This window comes from Nocardia sp. NPDC050630 (assembly GCF_044457245.1).
GTDB lineage: Bacteria > Actinomycetota > Actinomycetes > Mycobacteriales > Mycobacteriaceae > Nocardia.
The window spans coordinates 266,588-286,047 of record NZ_JBITGN010000007.1 but is presented as its reverse complement, the minus strand read 5'-3'; the positions used below and the strand labels follow the sequence as shown (position 1 = coordinate 286,047).

Here is a 19,460-nt window from a genome sequence, read left to right as displayed (position 1 = left end):
CCGATGGGCGTCATCGGGTCGGGATCCCATGGTGTGCCTGCGCGGTGTTTTCGTCTCGTTCGGCCTGGACATGGGCACTCATGCTCGCAGCCCGAGCGTCCTGGCCTCGGCAGACACGCTCGATATGCATCTCCTTCAGTGCGGAAAACGCTGATTTCGATTAGCGACAGTGTCAGCGGTTCGCGATCGCCCGGGCGCAGCTCGCCGACGCGACCGGACGATCTCGAATGCTCGGACTACCCGACGAATGCCGCCGGGTAGTCCGCGACCGGACCGATCTCGGTCCCCGGTGATGAGTTCATGGACGAGAGACCAACTCCACCGGACGTCCGGACGCCGCATCGGGTCGGGGGACGAAGTCGGGATCGATCTGGGCGACCAGATCCTCGCCCGCCCACGCCTTGGCGTCGCGGATGTGGAACTCGACGGCTTGGCGCTGGTAGGCGCCCCAGTCGCGGGTGACCGCGTCGAGGGACGACTCGATCGCCGCCAGAGCCCGGCGATTGTCCGAACGGGTTCCAGCCGACACGCACGCGACTAGCGCCCGGTGTCCAGCGCGCCGGTTTCGGTATCCGGCAATAGCGGAGCCTGGCCCGGGTGACCCGCATGGCAACACCACCCCACCGCATTTCGAGATCAAGCGTTGCGTTGACTGACTCGGCGGTCGGACCCCGGTACTTCACGGCCTCGTGGTCGACGGCAACGGCTTCACATCAGGCGTATTTCGGCCCTCGCGTGGCCGAAGATGTCATGGCCGCCAGCGCGTGCGGTGAGCGCGATGACAGCGGTGCGGTCGCGCTGGTTGATGGATCGCACCATGCCGCTGAACTCGAGCTCGGTGGGGTGTCGGGAGTTGATGGTGACAGGTCGGGCGAACCGCACGGTGTATTCGCTGACGCAGCTCGGATCGTCGAGCCAGCTGGTGAGATATCCGGCACCGAGGCCCATGGTCAGCATGCCGTGTGCTACGACGTCATCCAGGCCTGCGGCGTGGGAGACCGTGTCGTTCCAGTGGATCGGGTTGTTGTCACCGGAGACTCCGGCGTAGTTGACGAGGTCGCCGCGGCCCAATCGGTAGGTTCGTCGCGGAAACCGGTGCCCGGCAGTGATTTCCAGGCGGTGTGGCGATGCGGCATCCGGCTGTTTCGGAAAAGTCAACGGGCCTGGAACCTGCCGCGCACTCTGGATCGGCGGGGAGATCTCCTGTATCGAAACCCGTCGTGCGGCATCGATGATGTCTGTGACATCGTTGCCGGCGCGTCCGCTGAGCGTGGTGTGCACAGTCTGTACCGGGCCGGTGTCTGGATCGCTGATGACAGTGGTGACGACGATGAGGTCGCCGCCGTCGACCGCGCGGTGGCTGTCGACAGCGAGGTCCCAGCTCAATCGGGCGCCCGCGCGGATCGGCCGGTAGAACAGCAGTTCCTGTTCGACGTGCAGCAGGCGGCTTGGCTCATAGCCTCCCGTCGCTTCGCGGAACATCGCCCGCTGTGCGAAGGTCGCGACCGAGGAGGCAAAGGTCAAGGGGGCCAGCAGGGTTGGATGGCCGAGTGCCGCGGCCGCCGCATCGTCCCAATGTGCCGGATGAACGTCCTGGACAGCGCGGGCGAACTCGCGGATCTTTTCCCGGCCGACCTCGTAGTAGTCGTCGCAACGGTATTGCTCCACGATGTCCTTCGGTCAGGGGAGTGTGCGGGCGACGAAGACACGTTGGCCGAGCGCGGCCAGTGGATGGTCCGCGTCTGGCAACACCAGGTGCGGTCGCAGACCGGCGAGGGTGAGCTGGTCGAGCCATTGGTGCTCGCTGAGGAAAATGCGATCGGTTCCAGCGCGGATATCGGTGTCGCCAGGCGGGGTTCCGCCCGGTTTCGGCGACATCAGGAAATGCATCGACGTGAGCAATTGGCAATGCTCGCGACAGGATTCCACGAAGATCAGGAATCCGCCCGGTGCCAGGAGCTTACGCAACTCGTGCAGCGTCCGGCCGCAGTGCTTTGCGTTGTGCAGGACGTTGGCGGCCAGCACGATGTCACACGCGGGCTGCTGTGGCAGGTCGGCATTGAGATCGACAATGCCGTAGCGCATCCAGGGGTAGGCGGCGAACTGTTCGTGCGCGGTGTCGAGGAAGAATTTCGACAGATCGGTGAAGTGATAGTCGACCCGCGAACTACTCAGCGCCGTAACAAGATCGGCTGTCGTTCCGCCGACTCCCGCGCCCAGTTCCAGGATTCGGACCGGTGCACGCACGGGTTCGAGTTCGCGAACGGCCCAGGTGATGATCTCGCGGGTCGCGGCGTTGAGGTAGTGGTTGATCGGGTTGGTCCGGTAGGCCGCTTCGGCGGTGCGGAAGTCCCCGTTGGGAAACAGGAGTTCTTGCGCGAGCACGCGATCGCGCAGTAGGTCGGGCAGCGCTCGGTTGGCGCGCGCGAAGAACTGCGCGAGTTCGGGTGCGAAGCCGAGGTCGGCGCAGACCTGGCGTAGTTCGGCGCGGGCCGGGATGTGCTGCTCGCGTGGTGTTCCGTAGCCTCGAGGTTGCCGGGTGATCCATTGGCGCGCGGTCAGTTCGGCCAACCATCGGCGCAGCAGCCAGCGATGCCGCGGCGCGACCCGCAGGTGGGCGGCGATCTCATCCTCGCCGCGAACCACATTGTCGGGCAGTGCTCCTCGCAGCACGCGAGTCATGGCACGCAGACCGAATGTGTCGAGGTCGTCGACGGCCGAAATGTAGTGCTGTGGATCGGATGTGCTGCTCGGTAGCGCAATCGCGGCGTCGGCGGCACGGCGGGCGCTGTCGGCGAGTTCGGCGATCATCGCGACTCGCTGTCGGGTCGGGCACCGGCCGGTGCGATGTTGTGGTTGCAGCGGAAGACGTTGTTCGGATCGTATTCGGCTTTGACGCGCTGTAGCCGCTGGTAGGCGTGGGGGTGGAAGGCACTGCGGACCCGCGCGGGCGAACTGGATCCGTCCAGGATGCCGATGTATGGACCTCCGGCCGAACAGCTTTGGGCGGTGTCGATGATGTCGGCGATCCAGCGTTGCGATGCCACCAGCTGCCGACCGCCCGGTGCGCCGGAAAAGACGACGAGGTGATAGTTCGCCTCATGGAAGCTGAATGCCGTTGCCTCGTTGGATGTCCGGCGGATCGCGCCGCCGAGCTGATGGATCGAGATCAGGGTGTGCGGTGTGGGCATCATGGCACCGAGCTCGATCAGCGCGTCGATGGTGCGGTCGTCGAGGGCGCGTAGCCATTCGGTTCCGGTCGCCGTGCCGTGCCCTTCGGTAAAGGCCTGCTCGGTATTGCTTTGCAGTTCGGGATAACTCAGCGGCCGCATCAGATCGAGCTCGGGTTCGCCGATCCGCCGCAATGGCCGCAGCGCAGCGCGGGCGTCCTCGGCCGAACCGAGAAAGGAGGCGGTGATCGCCGCCATCGGTGGTCCCTTGGGCGCGGTGGGTGGCCAGTTGATCAGGGTGGCTCGCAGGGACAGCTCGGCGGGCGCGGTGAGGCACAATTCGCGGAAGGCGCTGAGCACCGCGCGCGCCTTGTCGTATCGGTACAGCAGGGTGCCCGCGTAGACGGTGCTGATCGGGTGTAGCTGGAGTTCCAGGCTGGTGACAACGCCGAAGTTGCCGCCACCACCGCGCAATGCCCACAGTAGGTCCGGATGATTGTCGGCATCCGCGCGCACCTGTCGGCCATCGGCGAGCACGATATCCGCGGCGAGGACATTGTCGCAGGTGAAGCCCAAGGCTCGTTGTAGCCAACCGGTTCCCCCCGACATCGCGGTGCCGATCACCCCGACCGTCGAGACATCGGCGCCGGTGACCGCCAGTCCGTGTGCTTGGGCGGCGCTATCGAACTCGGCCCAGGTGACGCCAGGCGCGACGGTTCCGTGACGGTTGATCGGATCGATGGTGATCGCCTTCAGTGGTGACAGGTCGAGCATGACCGAGCGCTCGACTTCGGCGTGGTCGGCGACATCGTGTCCGCCCGCGCGCATCGATACGGGCAGGCCGCGGCGCCGCGCGAAGTCCACGGCGGCACGGATATCCGCGGTATCGGCGCAGCGCACGATCACCGCGGGCCGGTGGTCGACGGCGGTGTTCCAGGTACGGCGGGACGAGTCGTAGCCGGTGTCGGCGGGGAGCAGTATCGTGCCGCGGCAGGCGCTGCGCAGGTCGTCGAGTTGGTCGAGGAATGGTGTTGTCGTCATGGGACGGTTGGCTCCTGTGCTACCGCGATAAGCGGTGTGGCTGCGGTGGGGAGTTCGCGCTCGAGGTAATCGGTCAGGATCTCCGGCAGTCGCCGCTGCACGAAGGTGGTGTTGGGGTTGTTGCAGCCGGCTGTCGAGTCGTTGCCGCGCACGGCATCTCGATCGTGATAGTGCTCCGGTGGACCGGCTGCGAGCAGGCGGCCGTCGGCGGAGTCGAGCAGCACTGCCCATGATGGCGGGACGGCGGCGGCGAGTTCGGCGGGGCGGACGGCGTCGGGTGCGTGCGGATCCAACAATGCATTCGGAATCCCGGTGATAAGGGTGGGTTCGCGCGTCAGATCGACGGCACGAAGCCGGTAGCCGGACAACGTGGACCATTCGATGGTGCGAGCCGGTTCCGGTGCGGGGCGGTCGACCGTGTACACGATGTCGTAGCGGTATCGGGTGAGTTCGGTGTCGTCGTGGAACGGTTTGGCGTAGCAGGTGGTTCGGATATCGCGGTGATGTCGTGCGGCGATGCGGGCGAATAACCGTGGATCGCAGAGCAATTCCTCATCGGCGGCGAGCCGATCGGCAATGCGCGCGGTGAGTTGCGGCTCGGTCGAGTCGGGGTAGCGTGCCGTTTCCAGCCAGCGCGCGAAACTCGAGGCGTTGGCGAGATTGCGGATATCGCCGACGACCACGGTCCCGCCCGCAGCGACGAGATCGAGCGCGTCATCGAGTACGGCCGTCAAATACTGTTCGTTGGGGAAGCATTGTGTGACGCTGTTGAGCACCACACAATCCGGTGCCGCTGTATCGTCACCGGTTGCTTCGCGCAGCGCCGAGGTGACCGATGCCGAGGTGAGTTCGTGCGCGGCTCCTTGCAGCACCCGCACACCCGGTAATGCTTGGGCGCGCAACCGTTCGACGGCGGGTTCGGCGACATCGATGCCGACGTAGGCGCGGGTGCTGCGGTGCACGCGGTGGGCGAGGAGGCCGCTGCCGCAACCCAACTCGAGCACTACACGTGGTTTGTCGCGCAGGACGAGTCCGACCGCGTGCTGCACCCACTCGATCATGTGGTCGCGCGAAAAGGGCTTGCCGGTATCGGATGCGCGCCATCCGGACAGGTCCAGATCGTCGCCGTGTCGCCCCTCGGTGGTCGAGTACACGTACTCGTACACGTGCCGCCAATGCTCCAGATGTTCGATGAGCAATGGTCCGGGAACCGGCCGGACGGCTACAGCCGACGCTGATGGGCGCACCAGGATCGCGCGTTTGCCTTGGTCCCACCATGCGGTGTCGACCCAAGGATGCGTGGCCAGGATCGACACCGCCTGCTCGCTCACTAGGGCACCATCCTTTCTACGGGGTTCATGGACGCGAGGTACGGGCCTGGTGCAGTCGCTCGTGCAGGGCCACTGCGACACTGCGGCCTCTGGTTCCCGCGCGGCCGCCGACTGTCCACAGGGAGACGCGCCGCAGAGCGCCGGTCGGTGGCCGTCCGACGGTCGGTCTGGCCGCCGCCGGGTCGTCGCTGCCGTGTCACAGCTGCTCCTCGCTGAGGATCGGCTCCATCGTGACCGGCCCGCGCCGCGTCTACGGTTCCCGCGCTGTGCTCGGTCACGACTCCTGTCCCCGCGTGTCCGAAGGGACCGAATCCGTTGTCGGCGGTGTCAACTCGGCTGCCCCGAACATCCGGTAGGCGCGTTCGGGATCATTGGCGGCATGCGCTCGTCCGGCGTGCGCATCACGCCAGAACCGTTGGATGGCGGTTCCGGCTCGCAGTGCGCGACCGCCGGAATTCTCGAAGAGCCGGTCTACCGCGAAGATCGCGCGTTCGGTGCCGCGGACCTGATCGCGGCGCACCCGCATCCGGTCGAGCGCGGTGATCGGGGCACCTGTCGTGGCGCGGTCGTAGAGGGTGCCGATGTTGTGGGTCAGTTGCAGCCATGCGGCATCGATCTCGCTGGCGGCCTCGGCGATGCGCACCAGCGCGGCCGGGTCGTCCTGGAAGGGTGTTCCGGTGAAGCCGCTCTCCTTGGTCGCGTCACCGGGCAGCGCTACGCGAACTCTCCCGCGTTGATGTTCGATGTGCGCCGCGTATGCTCCCCGCGCCATTCCGATGATGGGTGCGGTGATCGCGCTGGTGTGGATCGAGCCGAACGGAATCCGGTACAGCGGGCTGTCATTGACGGCATGGCCGGGGGCCACGCACTTGCCCACCGCGGCTGAACTCAGGACACGGTGCGTGGGCACGAAGGTGTCCTCGACGATGAGGTCATTGCTTCCGGTGCCGCGCAAACCGATCGCATCCCAGACATCCTCGATCGCGTAATCGCCGAGCGGCACCAAGACCGTACAAGTATCGACAGCAGTACCGTCCTCGACGATGCGGGCGCCCAGCAGCGCCCAGGTCGCGTGATCACAGCCCGAGGCGAAACCCCAACGGCCACTGAGCCGATAACCGCCCTCGACCGGAATTGCCGTGCCGGTGAGAGCATAGGACGAGCAGATGCGCGTGTCGGTGCTGTCACCCCACACCTCGTCCTGCGCGCTCACGTCGAAAAGCGCCACATTCCACGGCGGTACGCCGAGTACCGATGCCACCCAGCCGGTGGAGCCGCAGGCGCTGGCCAGCCGTGCCACCGCGGTGTAGAAGGTGACCGGATCGGTTTCGCAGCCGCCGTAGCGCTTGGGTTGCAGCAACGTGAAGAATCCCGATTCCTGCAGCTCCGCAATGGATTTCGCGGGAATGCGGCGTGTGTCCTCGGCTTCGGCGGCGCGTTCGCGTAGCGCGGGCAGCAGGTCTTGGATGGCGGCGAGTACCGCCTCGGCCGGGCTGTGGACGCCATTGTGCACGGTCATCGGTGCGGCCTTTCCTTGATGAATCGCAGTAGTCCGGACTCGCTGTCGGCGCGGGTGAGCCGAAGGCCCGCGGCATCGGCTTCGTCGGTAAGCCGATCCGGGTCGGCGGGCCAGACGAGATGTTCGGCGACGGTCTCCTGCAGCAGGAGTTGGTCGCGGTAGACGCGGTAGGTCATGCGCCAGAGCAGGGATTCGGTGTCGATCACCTGCGCCGCACTCCAGCCTTCGTAGCGCAGCTCACCGGCGTGGGTTCGGGTGTAGCGGCGTTCGGGCACCTCGGCCACGCGCCCCGGCCGCTGCACCTCCACCACCGCGCTGGCATCGGGGGCGAGGGCGGAGGCGATCGTCGACCACACCTTCGGTCGCGCGGTGGCATCGAAGTGCCCGATCACGCCGAGCGCTACGACCGCCGCGCATTTGTTCGGCATTCCGGTGTCGAGGAAACCGTGCGGTAGCACCGTGATCCGCTCGCGCAGATCTTTGCGCGCGGCCAGTCGCGACATCAGCACCGCACGCATCGCGGACGCAGGTTCGACCGCGACGAGTTTTGCCTCGGGTAGTGCGTCGGCGATCATGACGGTCGACAGTCCGGTGCCCGCGCCGATATCGACGATCGGGCCGAGCACGGTATCGACATCATCGAGCAGTGCGTTGAGTGCCGGTTCGACCTGTGCCACATAGGGTGTCGCCATCAGGTCGTAGAACTCCGCGGCTGCCGCGTAGGAGTCGTGACCCGGGTCAGCCATGATGCTCCCCGACCTTGGCTCCTGCGCGGTCCAATGCCTGCGATACCAGCCGCGCGACGGTATCGACGGCGGGCTCGTGCAGTAGCGAATAGTGGTGGGCCGCAACCATATGTGTGGTGATCGTGCCGTCGGTGTAGGCCCGCCAACCCAGGTCGGGCAGGTCCCGGCAGTCGTCGACACCCATCCCGACCCCGGAATTGCGTGGTGCGGGCAGATCCGCACGCACGATGAGGGTTTCGCATCCGCCGTCGTCGTCGAGGAATCCGGTGCTGTGCACGCCGAGCGCGCGCAGGTGCCGCTCGAAGGTCGTCTCGCGCAATTGCTGGGTCGCGGGATCGCGGCCGAGCAACCCTGCCGATGCCAATCGACGCGCGATCTCTTCGCGCTGTTCCCCCTCGGGCAACTGTGCATCGAGCGAGTCCGAACCGAGATCGATATCCAGGAAGGCCTCCAGCGATCCGAGATATCGCGGCCAGAATTCACCGCCGTCGGTGTGCCGGATGCGGTCGGCGATATTGGCGTCGATCAAAACCAGCACGGCGACGGTTTCGCCGGAATCCCGCAGGCGTCGTGCGACTTCGTGGGCGACGATGCCTCCCATCGACCAGCCGCCGAGGCTGTAGGGCCCGGTGGGCTGCTGGGCGCGCAGCACACCTTCGTAGATCCGCGCCAGCTCCGCGACGCTATCCGGTCCCGGCGCACCGGCCAACGCCGGATCCTGGATGCCGACAACAGGCCGATCGGTGCTGAGCTTGCGCGCCAATTCGGTATAGCACAGCACATCACCCCCGGTGGGATGCAGCAGGAACAGCGGATTCCCGGTGCCGTCGCGCAGGGTGACCGCGCAATCGTCATATATGGCGGCGGACTGCTGCGGCTCGGCTGCCGCCGCGGTCGCCGCCAGCGTGGGATCGGCCAGGAATACCCGGGGTGTGACGACCAATCCGAGTTCACCGCGCAGCCGGTTCAGCATGCGGATGGCCAGCACCGAATCCCCGCCGATATCGAAGAAATCCGTCGCCCTATCGAAGTGGGCTTCATCGAGTTCGAGTATCCGTGCCCAGAGCGCGGCGACCGCGTGTTCGGCGTCGGTGCCGAGCGGACCGCTGACGGCTGCTCGTCCGGTGGCCGGGACGGTCGTCGCACCGCGTTCGGCGGTGGGCAATTCGACGGTGGCCGTCCAGGTTTCGGGCTCTTGGATGAGCGCGGCGACCTGGGTGCGAATATCGGTGAACAACGCGTCGAGCACACCGGGGGAAAACAACTCGGCCACGGCGTCCAGATTCACCACCACCGAGTCGTCCCAATCCCATTGGAAGACCTGCATATCCAAGGCCACCTGCGGGGTGCGCACGCGCTGGTAGAACTCGCTGACCCGCACGGTTTCCGGTGTGCCGCCGGGCGGATGCAGGCCGAGGGTGCTGTGGAAGACCACCGGCGCCTGCGGTGCGGTATCGCGGCGCCGGCGACCGAGTTCGCGCACGACCTCCACGCCACTGACCTGGCCGTGGTCGAGCATGCGGGCGGTGGCGTCCTGCATGCTCCGGGCCGCGTCGATGAACGGCGCCGGTGCGGGCAGGTCGACATCGAGCAGCACTGTCCCGGCGTATGGGCCGATGGCGTGATCGAGATCCGCGGGTAGGTGCAGGCGGTTGAGGTAGAGCACGTTGAGCAGGAATCGGCGGTGCCCGGCCAGCCGGGCCAGCGCGATCGCATAGCAGGTGGCGAAGGCCGTGGTGGGGGTGATGCCGTACTCGGTGCAGCGGGTACGCAGGGTCGCCATCTGCGGGCCGGACACCCGCAGCTCACGCCGGACCAAGGTGTCGGGGCGCACCTGATCGAATGGAACCGCCATCGGAAGGTTGGGCGCCGTTGGCAATTCGTCGAGCCGGTCCCACCACCAATCGCGTTGGGCCTGCCATTCCGGTTCTTGCCGTTGCCGATTGATGGTTTCGACGTAATCGCCGAAGTGCGCGGTCAGCGGTGGCAGTACGGTATTCGGTTCGTCGAGATAGGTGAACAGCTCGGTGAACATCAGCTGCACCGACCAGCCGTCGGCGACCAGCAGGCTGCACACGATATGCAGGCTGAGTTCGTCGCCGGGCAGCCGGATCGCGGTGATCCGAAACGGCCACGGATTCATCGCGGGCCCGCTGCGCTGCATCTCGGCACGGGTCCGGGCGAGCAGCGCGTCGATTTCCCCGACATCGGCGCCGCGCCGATCCAATGCGGTGATCGGCAGGGCGGCCAGGCGCGGATCGGTCTCCGCGAGCACCTGCTGGGTGCCGTCGGGCAGGAAAATCGCGCGCAGCATCGGCTGGCGGCGGATCTGGCTGCGGATCGCGGATTCGACCTCGGTCGGGTCGATACCGGTGAGCCGGAAGTCGACATAGTTGTGGGCGGAGTCGTAGCTGAGCGCCCAACCATGCTGCTGCCCAACCCAATACGCCTGCTGCAAAGGCGTCAGCGGGAACGGCGCGGTGGGGTCGTCCTGGTGCACCAGTTGCACGCTTGCCGAGGCCGGGGTGTCGGCTCGGCGGTCGGCGATGAAGGCGACCAACTTCTCGAAGGTCAGATCGCCGACAAGATCGACCACCGGGACCGCGACGCCGAGCCGTCCACGCACCATGGTTGCCATCCGCACCGCGAGCACCGAATCGCCACCGAGTCCGACGAAGGTGGAATCCGCACGGACAGCACCGGTTTCGAGGCCCAGCACCTGGATCCAGATCGCCTCGATGGTGGCGGCCACATCCGCGCCCGGACTGGTCAACCGCGGTCCGCTCTCGGCTGCGGTCCAGGTGCTCGGATCCGCGACGAGCAGGCGCAGCCAGGCCAGGTAGGCGGCGAAGGCGGTATCCGCGGCGTCCGGATCGAGCACGGTTTCCAGGACGTCCCACTGCACTTGCAATGCACCCGCGTGCACGAACGCCTGATGGTCGAGCCAAACCTGGGGCGTCTGGGTCACGCCGTGCACCATCCGCCCGGCCCATTCCAGGTCCGGATCCGCGCCGACCAACTCGGCGGCATCGAGAGCGCTGGTGAAGACCACCGGAAGCAATTGCCGCTCACCGAATTTGGTGGACATCTCGGCGAGCAATTCGAGTGCGGAATAGTCGCGGTGATCGATATCGTCGAACAGCCGCTGCTGGGTGCTTGTGACCCGTTCGGCGAATGATTCGGCACCGGCGCGGTCCACTTCATGGGCGAGCAGCGTGGTGAAATCGCCGATCGTGTCTTCGATTCCGGGTAGCGCTAGCGGCCGGTCGATCAGCGTCAGCATGATCGCGAACCGCTCGTCGCCGGACCAGGCGGCGAGTACGTCGGCGTAGGCGGTGAGCAGGACCGCCGACGGTGTCACGCCGTGCTCGGCGGAAATCCGGCGCAGCGCGGTCCATTCGGTGGCGTCGAGTTGTCCGGCGCGGCGGGCGAACCAGGGCCGGGTCTGGGTGCGGGTGCGGGTCGGGAGTGCGGGCGGTCCCGGGATCAGGTCCATGCGCTGCTGCCAGTAGTCCACCGCGCGGCGGCGCGCGGGTGTGTCGAGGCGGGTCGCGGTGTGGGCGACGTAATCGGCGAATCGGGTCCGCACCGGCGGCAGGGGTATCGCGGGGTTGTCGTAGAAGTGCCGCAGATCGCGATCCAGGACCAGGAAGCTGCCCGCATCGCAGATCAGGGCATCGATCCCCAGAAAAACCCGGGTCGTGGTCTCGTCGATTGCTGCGGCACGCACGTCGAACAGCGGCCAGCGATCCGGACGGTGCACCCGGTGCGACAGCTGCCTGCGCAGGTCGGCGAGGGTTTCCTCGCGCTCGGTGGCGCGCAGGTCGGTGAGGTCGTGGCGGCGGATCCGGTAGTCGGGGACCGTGTCCAACACCTGGTTGCGGCCGTCGTCGGTGACGAAGGCGCGCAACATGTCGTGGCGGGCGATCAGCTGATGCCATGCCTGCTGGTAGCGATCGAGATCGAGGTCGGTGCAGTCGTATTCGAGATAGATGTGACAGGACACGTCGCTGAGGCCGAAGGCGCCCGATCTGCCGACCCAATAGGCATGCTGGACCCGAGTGAGGGGGAACGGCTCGGCGGCAACCGGTGTCGTCGTCTCGCCATCATCGCGGCGGATGCCGGGATCGGTCGCTGGCATATGGTCGCGCCGTTCGCCGGAATGAGGGGAGGCGGTCGTCGCGACCGGATCCGCCCGCCGCGAGGACAGGAGTCTCGCGAAGGTCGCGACCGTCGGCTGCGCCAGTAGTTCGCGCAGTCTGATGTCGGCGTGCTCTTGGTCGTTGAGCTGTTCGAGCATGCGGGTCGCCAGCATCGAGGTTCCGCCGAGGGCGAAGAAGTCGGCGTCGGTGGTAGTCACCGGGGTGCCGAGAAGTTGACCCCACAGCGCCGCGACGAGCTGCTCGTCGGAGGTGGTGAAATCGGTTGGGTCATCTCGATGGCCGCCGACTGTGCCTGCGCGGTCGTATCCGGACTCGTCAGCGCAGCGAATAGGGTTGTCTGCCTGGGGATCCCGGAACTCGCGGGGGCGGTCGGGTTCGCTGTCGGCCTGCGCGGTATCGCGACCGGGAAGTGCAGGGATGCTGGTGTGTTCGGCGAGTGCGGCCGAATGTCCGTTGCCCGTGGCGAGACTCGCGATCGCTTCGGGTTCGTCGAGCGGGTCGATCCACACTCTTCGCCGTTGGAACGGGAACCCGGGCAGGCGGACCCGCCGACGACGGCCGTGCAGCCCTTCGGGCCGTAGATCGGCTCCGGCGCACCACAACTGACCGACAGCGGCTAATAGCGCGACTCGATCATTCTCGACGGTGTCGTCGGCATCGGGCAACGTACTCATTGCCGCGACCAAACCGGTCGGAGCGTTGCGCCGCGCCAACGACGTCAACGCACTCCCGGGGCCTACTTGGACGAGCACGGTGGGTTGTGCACCGGCGGCAGCCCGCACGGCCGTGGCAAAGCGCACGGGTTCACGTAGGTGCCGCGCCCAGTGCTCCGCGTCGACGGTGCGCGTCGCCTGTCCGGTGAGCGTGCTGAAGAGCGGCATCGCCGCGGGCACCATCAGCACCGTTGTCGCCGCCTCGCGCACCGCTGTGACGGCGTCCGCCACGGCGGGGGCGTGCAGTGCCGCAGCGATCCGGAGCTCGGCGCACCGAATCCCGCTGCGGTTCAGCACGGTGGTGAGGTCCCCGAGCGCGGCAGCGGGGCCGGAGACGACACATGCGTCGGGCGCGTTGATCGCGGCGATGGTGAGATCCGGATGATTGGTGAGCAGGTCGCTGAGCGCGGTTTCGCTGAGCTCCACCGCGAGCATCCCGCCCGGCGCGGCCTCGGCCAGCGCGAGGGAACGCACCGCGACCAGTCGTGCCGCGTCGGCGAGATCCATCATCCCGGCCATGACCGCGGCCGTGTATTCGCCCAGGCTGTGGCCGAGCACCCCGTCCGGTGCAATGCCGAACTCGCGCAACGTCATCGCGGTCGCCAGCGATACGCCGAACAATGCGGGCTGGCCGAAACGCACGTCATCCACGACACTCTGGGGCGCCCGCCCGCTGACGATGTCGCCGATATCGAAGTCGAGCAGCGGGCGCAGCGCCTGCGCGCATTTGTCGATCGTGTCGGCGAATACCGGTTCGTCGCGATAGAGCCCGGATCCCATGCCCGAAAACTGAGCGCCCGCACCGGGAAACGCGAAAACGATACGTGGCCGCTGTGCTGGTCGCAGTCGGGAGGCGACCTGCCGCGGTCTCGGGCCATGCTCCGGCAGAATCGCCGCTGTCCGCCAGCCGCCGTCGGTGTGGCGGCCCTGATGCAGGGTGTAGGCGTAGTCGGCGCGGCTGTCGGCCTCGATATGCGCTGCGGCGAGGTCGAGTTGGGCACGGCAGCTCTGTTCACTATGCCCGGAGACCAGCAGCAACTGGGCCCGCTCGTCCGGATGCGAATCCAGTGCATCGGCCGGTGCTTGCTCCAACACGATGTGACAGTTCGTCCCGCCGATCCCGAACGAACTCACTCCGGCGATTCTGGTGCCGTGGTGTTGTGGCCAGTCTCTGGTGCGGTTCGCGACCTCGAAAAGCCCGCCGTGGCGGCTCAGTTCGGGATGAGCTGGGTCGGCGTGCAGTGTCGCCGGTATCCGACCGTGGTGTAGCGCGAGTGTGGTCTTGATGAGCGCGGCTATGCCCGCGGCCGTATTGGTGTGCCCGATATTGCTTTTCACCGACCCGATCGCGATCGGGTCCGACGCGGTGCGGTCGCCGAATACCGCGGCGAGCGCGGCCAATTCGATGTGATCGCCCAATGCGGTCGCGGTGCCGTGGGCTTCGATGAGGCCGACCTCGTCGGTTTCGACATCGGCGGCGGCCAGCGCCTCCGCCACGACCCGAGCCTGTCCGGTCGCCGAGGGCGCGGTGAATCCCGCCTTCCCGGAGCCGTCGTGGTTCACGGCGCTGCCGCGCAGTACCGCGTAGATCGGATCACCGTCGGCCACTGCGTCTTCGAGCCGCCGCAGCAGCACAATGCCGATGCCTTGGCTGTGCACCATGCCCGACGCATGGGCCCCGAAGGCGCGGGTGTGTCCGTCAGCGGCGAAGATGGCATCCGGTACATGCAGGTAGCCGCGACCCTGCGGCACGATGAGCGAAACGCCGCCTGCGAGTGCGGCATCGCATTCACCGTTCACCAGCGACTGGGCGGCGATGTGCACGGCGACCAGCGAGGTGGCGCAGGTGGCCTGCACCGCCATCGCCGGTCCGGTCAGATCGAGCCGATAGGCGATCTGTTGCGGGAAGTAGTCGGTGATCGAGCCCATCGTCGCCTGCAGATACCCCAGCGGGTCACGATCGGCGGCGCGTCGATAGCGAGCGAGGTTCTCGGCGAGGTAATCACTGTGCGAGGCACCGGTGAAGACGCCGACCGCGCCGAGCCCCGCACCACCGGCGTGGCCCGCGTCGCCGAGGGCGTTCCAGGAACACTCCAACAGCAGGCGCAGCTGCGGATCGAGCAGTTCCGCCTCACCGGCGGTGAAACCGAAGTGGTCGGGGTCGAAGCGATCCTGGTCATCGATGATGCCACCGACCGGCACGTAGTTGCGGTGCGCGCGCAGTTCGGCCGGTACGCCGCGCGCGGCCAGTTCGTCATCGCTGAAGCGGCTCAATCCTTCCCGGCCGGAGGCGAGCAGATCCCAGTACGCCGCGAGATCGGGAGCACCGGGAAAGCGGCAGGCCATGCCGACGATCGCGATGGAGTTGGGGTCGTTGTTGGTCATCAGGCGAGCTCCAATTCCGAATGCACCGGGGTCTTCCCGCGCGCGATCGCCAGGACCGGGCAGGATTGATCGACGAGTTGTTGCAGTTCCCGGTAGCGTTCCGGTGTGCTCGGGCCGCTGACCCGTGCCCGCATCTGGATTGCGCCGACCTGCGGTGCGGTATCGATGCCGAATACCGGGCCCATGTCTAGCTCGGCGCTGACTTCGACGGTCAGCGAGTCGATTTCGACACCGAGGCGGGCCGCGTGGAAGCGATAGGTGACGATCTGACAGGTTCCCAGGGCGGCGAGCGCGAGTCCGATCGGGTCCGGCCCCGCATTGCCGCCGCCCGCCGCGACCGGTTCGTCGACCACCAGCGTGTGTCCGTTGATCCGGACGCTCACCTCGGTGGCCGTGCCCGGCCGGTGCTCGGTGTGGGCGGTGAAGCGCTGCCTGCGGTCGCCCCGGCGACGTAGCGCGGTTTGCAGCTGCTGTACGACATCAGTGAGCGGCATGCGATGCCTGCCTCGCTTTCGATCGGTGGGCCCGCCGTCGCCTGCCGCGTTCGGCGGCGTCGGTGAGATTCGGTGCGGCCCGGAGTGGTTCGTCGATGTGCTCGGTGTCCGAGTCGTCGGTCTGCGCGGCGATCCAGGCGGCGAGGCGTCGGACCGAACCGTGCCGGAACAGATCCGGCACAGTCAGCTCCGATGCCAGTCGCCGCAACCTGCGGTGCGCCCGGACCAGGGTCAACGACGTCGCGCCCAGGTCGTAGAAGGGTGTCGTCGCCGAGACGCCCGGGCCGAGGAGTTCGGTGAAGACCGCGGTGACGGCCTGTTCGATATCGGCGGGCACTACTGGGCCGCCGCCGGGATCGTCGAAGGCGAGCGTCAATTCGACGAGAGTGTCTGTGGTATCGGCTGTTTCGGAGATCAACAGGTTATGAGTGACGGTTGCGTCGCGTAGTTGGCGCGTCCACAGAGTGGCTGCCGAGCGCGCCGCGACCGCGTCGAGCTTGTCCGGTCCCAGTCGTATCGTGAGCGTCAAGCCGCGGCTGTGCGCCTGGTTCACGGCTTCGACCAGCCAGCCTGCGTCGACCGCGGGCGGCAGATCATCGACGGACCCATTGGTCTGCGACGCAGCGATACCGGTGCGGCGAAACGGGTTCGGCAGTCGCGAGGTATCCACTTTGCCGTTCGGAGTCAGCGGGATCGAGTCGAGCGACACCCACCGCGACGGCACCATGTACTGCGGCAGATGCCGGGCAGCGTAGGCGGACAGTTCCTCCGACGCCGGAAGTGCCGCTGCGGCAACAAGATAGCCGACCAGTCGCGGCCGATCATCCGCGCCCGGCAGCACCGCGGCGACGCAGCGGCGCACGTCGGGATGTCGGGTGAGCACCGATTCGATCTCGCCCAGTTCGATCCGGTGGCCGCGAATCTTGACCTGACGGTCCACCCGGCCGAGGAATTCGATCGCACCATCTGCTCGCCAGCGGCCCATATCGCCGGTGCGATACAGGCGTTCACCGAGGAGCTCATTGCGCACGAATCGACGCTCGGTCTGTTCGGTGTCACCGATATAGCCGCGGGCCAGACCGGCGCCCCCGATGTTCAGTTCGCCGGGCACGCCGACCGGACACGGCCGACCATCCTCGTCCAAGATGAGGAAGAACTGATCGCGCAGCGCGCGACCGTACGGAATGCTGGTCCACTGCGGCGATACCTGGTCGATGGGGTAGTGGATCGACCAGATCGCGGCCTCGGTCGCGCCGCCGAGACTGATCACCCGCAGGTCGGGGACGAGCGCACGCAGACGGTCCGGTAACGAGATCGGTATCCAGTCGCCGGAGAGCAGCATCAGTCGCAGCGACCGCAACCGGGCGGCCGCCGCCGGATCGGCCTCGGCGTATTCGACCAGCATTTCCGCGACGGCGGGCGCGGTATTCCACACCGTCACTCGATGTTCGGCGATCAGGTCACACCAGTGCCCGGGATCGCGCTGTCGGGCAGCCTCGGGCATGACGAGTGCGCCGCCGACGCCGAGCACGCCGAAAATGTCGTAGATGGATAGGTCGAAACTCAATGCCGACAACGCCAGCACCCGATCCTCCGGGCCGATGTCGAATCGGTGATTGATGTCGTCGATGGTTACTCGTGCGGCGCGATGTTCGATCGCCACGCCCTTCGGTGTACCGGTCGAACCCGAGGTGAAAATGATGTAGGCCAGCTCGTCCGGTTCACCACGACCCGCGACGGCGGCCACGGTACAGTCGGCATCCTTATCGATGAGATGCGCGATAACAGTGTGCGGCAATCGATCCTGTGTCTCCGCAGTTACCACGGCGTGAGCGATTCCGGCGCGCTCGCACACCGATGCGATGCGGGCCGCGGGCCACTCCGGCTCGATCGGTACGAAGGTCGCACCGGCCCACAGCACCGCGTACACCGCGACGATCTGGTCGGGCGATTTCGGCAGCACCACTGCCACCCGGTCACCGGACCCGACACCGGCGGTAGTCAAACCGGCGGCGAGGGCCTGGGATTTCGCCAGCAATTCGGCATGGCTCGTGACACCCGTCGGACCCAGGATCGCCGGTGCGTCCGGTCGGGTCAGCGTGGCTGCCTGCTGGGGGTCCATGAGCAACTGCTCCACGGCAGGGCGAGGCCCGGACTCCATCGTCTCGAAGTACGGATTCCACCCGAGATCGACACTGTCCCAAGCACTGTCGTCCTCGACCAGCCTGTGCAGCAAGCGCACGTATGCCGCCAGCATCTGCCCGACGAACTCGCCAGGGAACACCTCCGTCACCGCATCCCAGGCGATGCGCAAACCACCGGCCTCGTCCCAAACGATATGGTCGAGTACCACCTGCGGGGTCTGCGAGACGCCGAATGCTTCGGCGCCGAGCCAGCCCGCCGCCGCGCCGTGCGCGCCACCGAGTCCGACACCGCTGGTGAACACGACCGGATAGCGCGGGGTGAGGTCACCGGCTTGGGTGCGCTGTACTTCGACGCCGCTATAGGAGCGATGCGCCAGATCAGCCCAGAACCTGGCGTTCACGTGCGCGGCGAATTCGGCGAAGCCCTGCCAGGAGCGCAGTTCGGTCGTGGGTAGTTCGACCAGCGCGGTGGTGGTGAAGTCGCCGACCACATCGAGTTGGTCGGCGGCGTCGGGGCGATCGAAGAGCGTGGCGTTGAGACAGAACGGATCCGTTGCGCCCCAACGCGATAGCGTCAAGCCGAACGCCGCCAGCAGCACCGCCGTCGGGCTCAACCCCCGCGCCGCCGCCCGCGCGGTCAGCGCCGACCATTGCCGCGCATCGAGTTCGGCACCATGGCGTTGGAATCTCGGGGTGCGGACCTGCTCCGGTGCCACGAGATACGGCAGTCGAGGGCCCGGTGGCAGAGCCGCTGCCCGCGCCTGCCAGTATTCGCGGTCCCGTTCGCGGCGTGGGGCATCGGCCTGCTTGCGTTCGCGTAGCAACTGCAGAAATGAAGCCGCCGGGGCGAGCGTGGCGGCGGGTTCGGCGACGAGTTCGCCCCACTGACGCATCAGCAGATTCCAACTCGCCATATCCAGGACGATGATGTCGAACCCGACCAAGAGTCTCAGGTGTCCCTCGGGCAGCACGACGGCATGGATATCGAACAGCGGCCACACCGTGGTGTCTCGAACCTGATGCGACCGCTCCTGGCGCAACGCATCCAGCGTCGACTCGACCTCTTCGGGACGGCTGCGCAGATCGGTCACCTCGATGCGGTGCCTCAGCCCCGGCGGTGCTACGCGCTGGGTGCCCTCGTCGGTGATGGTCGCGCGCAGCATCTCATGGTGATCGACCAGCCGATTCCACGCGATCTCGAGTGCGCGCACCTCCGCCAGCGGATCCGCGGTGACGAATCGCGCTGCGGCACGGTCGAATTCGAAGTAGTAGTAGGTGGCCACCCCGCCCAACGGCATACCGGCTTCCCGGCCGACCCAATACGAGGCCTGGATCGGTGTCAGCTCCTCTTCATCGGCCCGGCTCGATGTGGGCACGACTTCCACTGTTCCACTTGATAATTCGACCGCGGTCTCGGCGTTCGCCGTTGACACGCTGCGCTGCTCGACCTCCGCGGTCAACGATTCGAGGGTGGCGCCGACGAACAACTCCAACGGAACCCGCACCCCTGTCCGCTCCGCGAGCCGCAGATGCAGGCGGACCGCCAGGAACGAGTCCATCCCCAGTTCCTGCAACTTGCGCGTCGAAACCACTTCCCGCGGTTCCACTTTGAGCACCGTGCCGACACACCGTCGGACCTCGTCTGCTGCTGTCACAATCTCCAGCCCTTGCTCGACCAACCCGACGCAGCTACATTAACGACAACGATTGTCGTTATCAACAAGGTGGCTGATAGGTAGCTGTCGCCGCCCAGC

General features: G+C 66.9%; 10 protein-coding genes. All 10 read right to left on the bottom strand.

Translation table 11 applies throughout. From position 1 onward, the window contains the following. Nucleotides 1–298: 298 nt before the first annotated feature. The gene (locus ACIBG0_RS20535) at nt 299–529 is read right to left on the bottom strand and encodes a hypothetical protein (RefSeq protein WP_397034538.1); all 231 of its coding nucleotides are present in this window, start codon (nt 527–529) and stop codon (nt 299–301) included. Between the two features lie 179 nt (nt 530–708). Then, nucleotides 709–1,668, bottom strand: a complete 960-nt coding sequence (locus tag ACIBG0_RS20530) for a fused (3R)-hydroxyacyl-ACP dehydratase subunits HadA/HadB (protein ID WP_397034537.1) — start codon at nt 1,666–1,668, stop codon at nt 709–711. Nucleotides 1,669–1,680: 12 nt separating this feature from the next. Further along, on the bottom strand, nt 1,681–2,811 hold the full coding sequence (locus ACIBG0_RS20525; protein ID WP_397034536.1) for a class I SAM-dependent methyltransferase: 1,131 nt from the start codon (nt 2,809–2,811) through the stop codon (nt 1,681–1,683). Beyond that, nucleotides 2,808–4,211: an FAD-binding oxidoreductase gene (locus tag ACIBG0_RS20520; protein WP_397034535.1), complete on the bottom strand. Its 1,404-nt coding sequence runs from the start codon at nt 4,209–4,211 to the stop codon at nt 2,808–2,810. Before ACIBG0_RS20520 ends, ACIBG0_RS20525 begins: the two co-directional genes overlap by 4 nt. After that, the gene (locus ACIBG0_RS20515) at nt 4,208–5,542 is read right to left on the bottom strand and encodes a class I SAM-dependent methyltransferase (protein WP_397034534.1); all 1,335 of its coding nucleotides are present in this window, start codon (nt 5,540–5,542) and stop codon (nt 4,208–4,210) included. Before ACIBG0_RS20515 ends, ACIBG0_RS20520 begins: the two co-directional genes overlap by 4 nt. A 274-nt stretch (nt 5,543–5,816) precedes the next feature. Then, the gene (hsaA, locus tag ACIBG0_RS20510) at nt 5,817–7,061 is read right to left on the bottom strand and encodes a 3-hydroxy-9,10-secoandrosta-1,3,5(10)-triene-9,17-dione monooxygenase oxygenase subunit (protein ID WP_397034533.1); all 1,245 of its coding nucleotides are present in this window, start codon (nt 7,059–7,061) and stop codon (nt 5,817–5,819) included. Further along, the gene (locus tag ACIBG0_RS20505) at nt 7,058–7,807 is read right to left on the bottom strand and encodes a class I SAM-dependent methyltransferase (RefSeq protein ID WP_397034532.1); all 750 of its coding nucleotides are present in this window, start codon (nt 7,805–7,807) and stop codon (nt 7,058–7,060) included. The genes hsaA and ACIBG0_RS20505 overlap by 4 nt, the downstream gene beginning before the upstream one ends. Then, complete coding sequence (locus ACIBG0_RS20500; protein WP_397034531.1) at nt 7,800–15,068, bottom strand: condensation domain-containing protein; 7,269 nt, start codon at nt 15,066–15,068, stop codon at nt 7,800–7,802. The genes ACIBG0_RS20505 and ACIBG0_RS20500 overlap by 8 nt, the downstream gene beginning before the upstream one ends. Beyond that, complete coding sequence (locus tag ACIBG0_RS20495) at nt 15,068–15,562, bottom strand: OsmC family protein (protein ID WP_397034530.1); 495 nt, start codon at nt 15,560–15,562, stop codon at nt 15,068–15,070. The genes ACIBG0_RS20500 and ACIBG0_RS20495 overlap by 1 nt, the downstream gene beginning before the upstream one ends. Further along, nucleotides 15,549–19,361 carry an amino acid adenylation domain-containing protein gene (locus tag ACIBG0_RS20490; protein ID WP_397034529.1) on the bottom strand — a complete coding sequence of 1,271 codons (3,813 nt, stop codon included), beginning with the start codon at nt 19,359–19,361 and terminating at the stop codon, nt 15,549–15,551. The genes ACIBG0_RS20495 and ACIBG0_RS20490 overlap by 14 nt, the downstream gene beginning before the upstream one ends. Between the last annotated feature and the right edge of the window lie 99 nt (nt 19,362–19,460).

Bases quoted from the DNA above. Each gene is read 5' to 3' on its own strand.
- ACIBG0_RS20520 (WP_397034535.1), bottom strand. From the start codon at position 4,211: ATGACGACAACACCATTCCTCGACCAACTCGACGACCTGCGCAGCGCC.
- ACIBG0_RS20525 (WP_397034536.1), bottom strand. From the start codon at position 2,811: ATGATCGCCGAACTCGCCGACAGCGCCCGCCGTGCCGCCGACGCCGCG.
- ACIBG0_RS20500 (WP_397034531.1), bottom strand. From the start codon at position 15,068: ATGACCAACAACGACCCCAACTCCATCGCGATCGTCGGCATGGCCTGC.
- hsaA (WP_397034533.1), bottom strand. From the start codon at position 7,061: ATGACCGTGCACAATGGCGTCCACAGCCCGGCCGAGGCGGTACTCGCC.
- ACIBG0_RS20505 (WP_397034532.1), bottom strand. From the start codon at position 7,807: ATGGCTGACCCGGGTCACGACTCCTACGCGGCAGCCGCGGAGTTCTAC.
- ACIBG0_RS20495 (WP_397034530.1), bottom strand. From the start codon at position 15,562: ATGCCGCTCACTGATGTCGTACAGCAGCTGCAAACCGCGCTACGTCGC.